The 6,240-nt window shown below is 70.1% G+C and carries 4 protein-coding genes; 1 reads left to right on the forward strand and 3 read right to left on the reverse strand.

The genetic code is table 11. The annotated features are described in order from the left end of the window. Position 1: 1 nt before the first annotated feature. From AB0O82_RS24725 to AB0O82_RS24735, 3 genes are all read right to left on the reverse strand, one after another. Entirely contained in the window at positions 2-1,903 is a 1,902-nt protein-coding gene (locus tag AB0O82_RS24725; protein WP_363586126.1) for a DNA/RNA helicase domain-containing protein, read from the reverse strand. A 496-nt stretch (positions 1,904-2,399) separates the two neighbouring features. Then, positions 2,400-2,819, reverse strand: coding sequence for a hypothetical protein (locus AB0O82_RS24730; RefSeq protein ID WP_363586127.1), 420 nt, complete (start codon positions 2,817-2,819; stop codon positions 2,400-2,402). 463 nt (positions 2,820-3,282) lie between these two features. Continuing rightward, a complete protein-coding gene (locus tag AB0O82_RS24735; RefSeq protein WP_363586162.1) occupies positions 3,283-4,425 on the reverse strand; it encodes a sensor histidine kinase in 1,143 nt (380 codons plus the stop codon). Between the two features lie 267 nt (positions 4,426-4,692). Here AB0O82_RS24735 and AB0O82_RS24740 point away from each other — a divergent pair, with 267 nt between their 5' ends. Further along, complete coding sequence (locus AB0O82_RS24740; RefSeq protein WP_363586128.1) at positions 4,693-6,240, forward strand: glycosyltransferase family 39 protein; 1,548 nt, start codon at positions 4,693-4,695, stop codon at positions 6,238-6,240.

The raw sequence follows: 6,240 nt of genomic DNA on the forward strand, positions 1-6,240 counted from the left end.
ATCAGCCGCGACGGCCGTGCGCCACCTCGATCTGCTCCACCTGTTGGCCGGCCACCAGGTTCCGCAGTTTGGCGCGTGTCTCCGGGTCCGTCGAGTACACGACCGTTCCGATCATGCCGCGTGTCAGGAGCACCTTGTAGGTGTTGCGGATCAGGCGGTCGATGTCGGCGTCGGTGGTGGACTTGCGGAAGACGGGGTCCTTGGACGCCGTCCGGTCGGTGATCCACTGGTCGGTCCGCCAGATGAGGTCGGGCCCGAGGATGACGCCGCTCCAGTCGTACTCGAAGCCCTGGGCGGTGTACACGCAGCCGACCTGGCCGAAGCCGGCCGGGTCGGTGGCCCACAGCGCGGCTGGTGGGGCGCCGGCGATCGAGCGGTCGCCGTAGACGTTCCACGGGCGGGCCCAGTCACCGATGTGCACGTCGAGGGGGAGCTGGTCTCCTGGGGCCACCTTCGTGGTCCACTTCCAGCAGTACCCGGCCGACATGCGGGCGCCGTATCCCTCCGCGCGGCGGGCGTCGAGGAACGCCTCCAGTTCCTGGGGGCTGTCGACCACCTCCAGGGCGACCTTGCCGTCGGGCTCCCAGCCGACCGGGCCGCCGGGCTCGAGGCCCAGGAGGCGCACCACCCAGTGCAGGTAGGCGTCGCTGCCGCCGCAGCGGAACTGGCTGTCCAACTCCACCACCTGGCAGCCCAGGCCCTTCACGGCGGCGGCCGCCCGGATCTGGGCCAAAGTGCCCATCTCGCCAGGCCGGACGACCTGGTGCTCGTCCAGCAGGAAGACAGGCACCCGGGCGGCGTCGATCAGCTCCTCGATCTGGGGCTTGCCGGTGCGCTGGGCGGCCCGCGTGTAGCGGTTGGCCGACGTCTCCCGGATCCGGTGGGCCTCGTCGCAGATCAATACGTCCAGCCCGTTGCGTTCGGCGGTCATGAAGCTGTTGAAGTACTTGAACAGGTCCTGGACCTCACGCTTCCGCGCGCCGGCGATCCGGCGCATGGTGGTGGTGAATGAGCTGGACCCGGTCGCGTGCAGGGCCGTGACGCCACGCCGGTACAGATCGCCCAGGAGGGACAGCGCGATGACGCTCTTCCCGGTACCCGGGCCGCCCGTGATGACGACCACCTCCTTGTGGTCGGACTGCTGCGCCTGGCGTACCGCGCGCAGCACCAGCTCATAGGCGACCCGCTGTTCGTCCAGCAGGACGAACTGCTCGCGCTCGCGGACCTCGTCGGCGGCGACCGCCATCAGCTGCTTGGACGGGGCCACCTTGCCCGCAAGCAACTGGTCCGCAGCCTCCGCGCCGGAGACCGGCTTCAGCTTCGAGCGGAGGTACTGGATGAACTCCCCTCGGCGCTCGGCCGTGAAGAGCCGGCCGCGATCGTCCTGCGGCACCTCGTACAGGCCCTGGACACCGAACTCCGTCGCGTTGTGGAGGAAGGCAACGCCGGACAGCCGCTCGGGATGCGCCGCGAGCGCGCCGTTGAAGGAGATCAGGTAGTCGCAGTAGCCGCGGACCTGCTCGATCGGGTTCAGCACCGGCCGGGTGTACGCGTCGACCCGGCAGAGCAGCGGATCGCCGTCCTCCGGAAGCGCGCTGCTCCACTGCTTGAGCTCGACCACCACGTACGATGGTTCGCCCGTGCTCGGGTGGACGCCGGCGAGTATGACGTCGGCGCGCTTGCTGTTCAGCGGCAGTGAGTACTCGAGGAGCACCTCCACCATGTCGAGCCCGGCGTCCAGGAGCGCATTGGTCAGGGCCGGGATGCTCCGCTCCCAGGAACGCACCTCGGACGGGCTGGGCTTGTGGCCGTGCTTGTGGACGAACTGGTCGATGAGGCGCACGAACAGTGATCCGGCCAGGCTCTCGGCAGCGACCGCGGACGCGGAGTCGCGGAACAGCAAGACATGCTCCCAGGCAGCACGAAGTGACTCGTGCGGGTGGGGGCATGTCCCTGGAGGGAAGCCCGGCGGGCCGCGCTGATGACAGGGCTAAACCTACAGCGGAGAGTCTGAGCTCGTGCCCGAACACCTGAGCCTCCACCAACGCATGGCGGACCGGGGAATGGGTGACGGGGGAGGCTTGCGTGGCCGACGGAGCCTCGGAGCGGCCCCGTCTGGACCGGGCTACTCCAACGGCTTGGGCCACGAGAACTGCGACGGAGCCGGGGAGGGTCTGGAGCGGGGAGAACCGGGGACCACGCGTCGATCACCATTGCCTCTGAGGCGTCTTTCGGTGAACGAACAGCACGGGCTGTCTACCGTCTGACGTGCAGCGATGGCTACGGCTGGGCGACTGGGGGTCAAGGGGGTGCAGGTTCAAATCCTGTCGTCCCGACAGTGATGTCGCTTGTGAGGGCCGGTACTTGGGAACCAGGTACCGGCTTTTCCTGTTTCGGTGTCAGCTGGTAGTCGCCGGGCCGCATCGGCCTGGGGGTGGACGGTTCTTCTGTTCGTGCCTGTTGGTATGTGGGTACTTGGCGGTGCGGGCGTGGGTCTGGTGCCGTGGGCGGTCGACTGCGGCGCGGTCGGCATCGTTGAGGACCGAGGCGACGGCGTCGACGGCCGCGCGGGCGGCGAGGAACGTCAGGTCCGTATAGATGTTCGCGCTGGTGGACAGGGTGCGGTGGCGCAGGGTCTTGGAGGCGACGGTCAGTGGGACTCCGGCTGCGGTGGCGAGGTCGGCGGTGAGGTGGCGTAGGTCGTGGAGGGCGATGCGGGGGACGCCTGCCTTGTCGCAGAGCAGGTGGAAGCGGTCGAGGGCGGTCTTGGGGTGCAACAACCAGGTGGTGCTGACCAGGCCGAAGACCAGAGGCGGCAAGGCGTGGGTCGCCCTGTCCGACCGCGTCGTCGAGGCCCTCGAAGACCGGGCCGGATCACGAGCCTTCGGCCAGCTCACCCCCGCCGGCGGCAACGTCTTCCACCGCCACGGACGACCTCTGTGCTCGGCACGAAGAGCATCGCAGCAAAAGGCGGATAGGTGGCCGGCAGAGCCCACCCGCACGCCGCCGCCAAGTCGACCCCACGACCGAACCGCGTCGGCAACCAGATCGCGGGTGGTGTGAACTGCGGTACGGCCGGGCTCGGATCCTGCGTCGTACGGGAACCGGTCGCTGCTGGTCAGGCCGCGTATCGGTACTCGTTGAACTCCGCTGAGCACTCGGGTGCGGAGAAGCCGGTGAGCGGTCAGGCCGGCTTCCGTAACCTGCTGCCGGAGGAAGCGGCATCAATGATGTTTTCCCCGGATGTCATTCGGTGGTTGTGACGCAGAGGCCGGAGGGCGGTCACGGGGCTTTGAGGGGGAGGGCAGCGTGGACGCGGACGCCGCCGTCGGGGCGGGGGCTGGCGTCGAGGCAGCCGTTGACCATGGCGACGCGTTCGCGCATGCCGACCAGGCCGTGGCCGTGGCCGTCGGCGCCGCCGGTGGTGAGGTGTTCGTCCGTGCTGCCTCGGCCGTCGTCCTCGACCAGGACGATGAGTTCGCGTTCACCGAAGTCGACGGCGACGCGGGCGCGGGCGGCGGGGCCGCCGTGTTTGCGGACGTTGGTGAGGGCCTCCTGGACGATGCGGTAGACGGTCAGTTCGACGCCGCGGGGCAGTGTGCGGGGGCGGCCGCTGGTGGTGTAGTCGACGGGGAGGCCGGCGGTGCGGACCTGTTCGAGGAGTTCGGACAGTTCCTCGACGCCGGGTTGAGGCACGTATTCCTTGGCGGTGTCGGAGGTGCGCAGGACGCCGAGGACGCGGCGCATCTCGACGAGGGCCTGTCGGCCGGTGGAGGCGATGGTGCCGAGTGCCTCCTTGGCCTGCTGGGGGGAGCTGTCGAGGACGTGGGCGGCGCCGTCGGCCTGGACGATCATGGCGGAGACGTTGTGTGCGACGACGTCGTGCAGTTCACCGGCGATACGGGCGCGTTCGGCGGCGACGGCGACCTTGGCCTGGGCGTCGCGCTCGCGCTCGAGACGGGCGGCGCGGTCCTCCAGCTCGGTCAGGTAGGCGCGGCGGATCCGGGTGAGCCGCCCCCACGCCCAGCAGAGGACGAAGGGGGTGGACAGGAACCCGGAGAGTACGACCGCCCGCAGCCAGCCGGACGTGGGCCCGACGGCTTCGAAGCGCCAGACCGTCAGCGGGCCGGCGAGGGCACAGGCGGCCAGCGCCAGCCGGGAGGCCCAGGGAGGGCCGAACGCGGCACCGGCGTACGTCAGGGCGAGGTAGCCGACGCCGACCGGGCCCGGTGGAACGGCGAGAGCGAGCTGGCCGGCCGCCAACACCGCGCCGCCGACGACGGCCGGCCCGGACGCCCGGCGTCGGACGGCGACCAGTACGGACATCAGCACGACCGCGATCACCGGCCCTGGTCCGCCGCCGCGCGGCGCGTCCAGTAGGCCGATCAACAGCAGCAGCCCCGCCCAACCGGCGTCGACCGTCATCGGGTGGTGGCGCAGCCGGATGTTGAGTCGATGCACCCCCTCAGGCTAAGTAGCCGCGCCGGGGCCCAGGTCCACCGTGAGGGTGAGGCGGCATCAGTCGCAGGGTGGAGATGAACCCGTCAAAGGCGCTCCGGACTGAGCTGTTTAGCGGACGAGTCAAACACATGGAGCCTCGATCGGTAGTTCGACGAGGATCTGCCGAGGGTCGTGACGCCCGGCGTCCGGCCTGCCCAGGTGTCGGCAGATCTCCATTACGTGAGGGTTTTGATGGCTTCCACTGGTACGGACGGGACGCGGGTCACCGAACGGCAGGAGGCCGGGCCCGGGGTCTCCCCGTCGGCGGCGGTGCCGGCCTGGCGACCAGTGGCCGCCGTGGCGGCGGGCACGGCTGCCGTCCTGCTGTTGTTCATCAATGAATACGGCTATGACGCCGACGAGTTGTACTTCCGGATGCTGGGTGAGCGGGGGCTCGCTTGGGGCTACGTGGACCAGCCGCCGGCTCTGCCGGCGATCGTCCGGGTGGCCACGCTGGTCTTCGGGGACAGCCTCTGGGCGATCCGCGTCCCGGCGGTGCTGTGCGCGGTCGCGGTGGTGGTGCTCGGATCGCTGATCGCGGCCGAGTTCGGGGCCTCGCGGCGGGCGCAGCTGATGACGGCGATCGGCCTGGGCAGCTCCGTGATGGTGCTGAGCGTCGGCCACTGGATCCTGACCAGCAGCCTGGATGCCGTCGCCTGGTGCCTGGTGATGCTGTTCGTGCTGCGGGCGTTGCTGCGGCGGGACGGCCGGTGGTGGCTGTGGGCGGGTGCGGCGTGCGGTGCGGCGCTCTACGCCAAGTACATGGTGCTGCTGCTGCCGGTGGTGTTGCTGCTCGGTCTGGCCGTGGTCGGGCCCCGGGACGTCTTTCGCGACAAGCGGCTCTACCTGGGAATGGCGCTGGCGCTGGTCATCGGTGCGCCGAACCTGGTCTACCAGATCACCCACGACTTCCCGCAGATCCAGATGGCGCACGCGCTGGGCGCCAGCGACGGTTCGGCGAACCGCTCGATGTTCGTGTCGAACCTGCTGCTGCTGCTCGGTCCCGGGCTGGCGGTGTTCTGGGTCGCCGGTCTGATCGGGCTGCTCCGCAAGCGGGAGTGGCGCCCGGTGCGGGCGGTGGCGATCGGCTACCTGCTGGCGACGGTCGCCGCGCTGATGATCGAGGGCGGTCGGCCGGACTACACCGGGGGCTTCCTGGTCACACTGTTCGCCGTCGGGGCCGTCCGGGCCGACCGCTGGATCGCCCGCGGTCGGCGGCGGATGCCGGTGGTCGCGGTCGGGCTGGTCCTGACCGCGCTGCTCCAGATGCTGTTGACGCTGCCGGTCATTCCGGAGAGGTCGCTGCACAGCGCGGCGATCAACAGCATGGCGTTGGAGACCGTCGGCTGGCCGACCACGGTCGCGCAGGTGGCGGCGGTGTACGACGGGCTGTCGGCGGATGAGAGGGCCCGCGCGGTGCTGCTGGCGGGCAACTTCGGCGAGGCGGGTGCGCTGGACCGCTACGGCGAGAAGTACGGCCTGCCCGCCGTCTACAGCGGGCACAACGAGCTCCACAACTGGGGGCCGCCGCCCGACTCCGCGGAGGTGGTGGTCGCCGTGGGCATCGACCAGGACCGGCTCACCGCGGACTTCGAGCGGTGTACGGCCGTCGCCCGGCTCGACAACGGGCTGGATATCGGCAATCCAGAGCAGGGCCGGCAGATCTCGATCTGCCAGGGGCCGCGCGCGCCGTGGAAGTCGCTCTGGCCCGCGTACCGCCATCTCGGCGCGTACGAGTGA

Source organism: Kitasatospora sp. NPDC088264 (assembly GCF_040685715.1).
Lineage (GTDB): Bacteria > Actinomycetota > Actinomycetes > Streptomycetales > Streptomycetaceae > Kitasatospora.

Excerpts from the sequence above, each read along its gene's own strand:
- AB0O82_RS24735 (WP_363586162.1), bottom strand. The coding sequence starts at position 4,425 with ATGACGGTCGACGCCGGTTGGGCGGGGCTGCTGCTGTTGATCGGCCTA.
- AB0O82_RS24740 (WP_363586128.1), top strand. The coding sequence starts at position 4,693 with ATGGCTTCCACTGGTACGGACGGGACGCGGGTCACCGAACGGCAGGAG.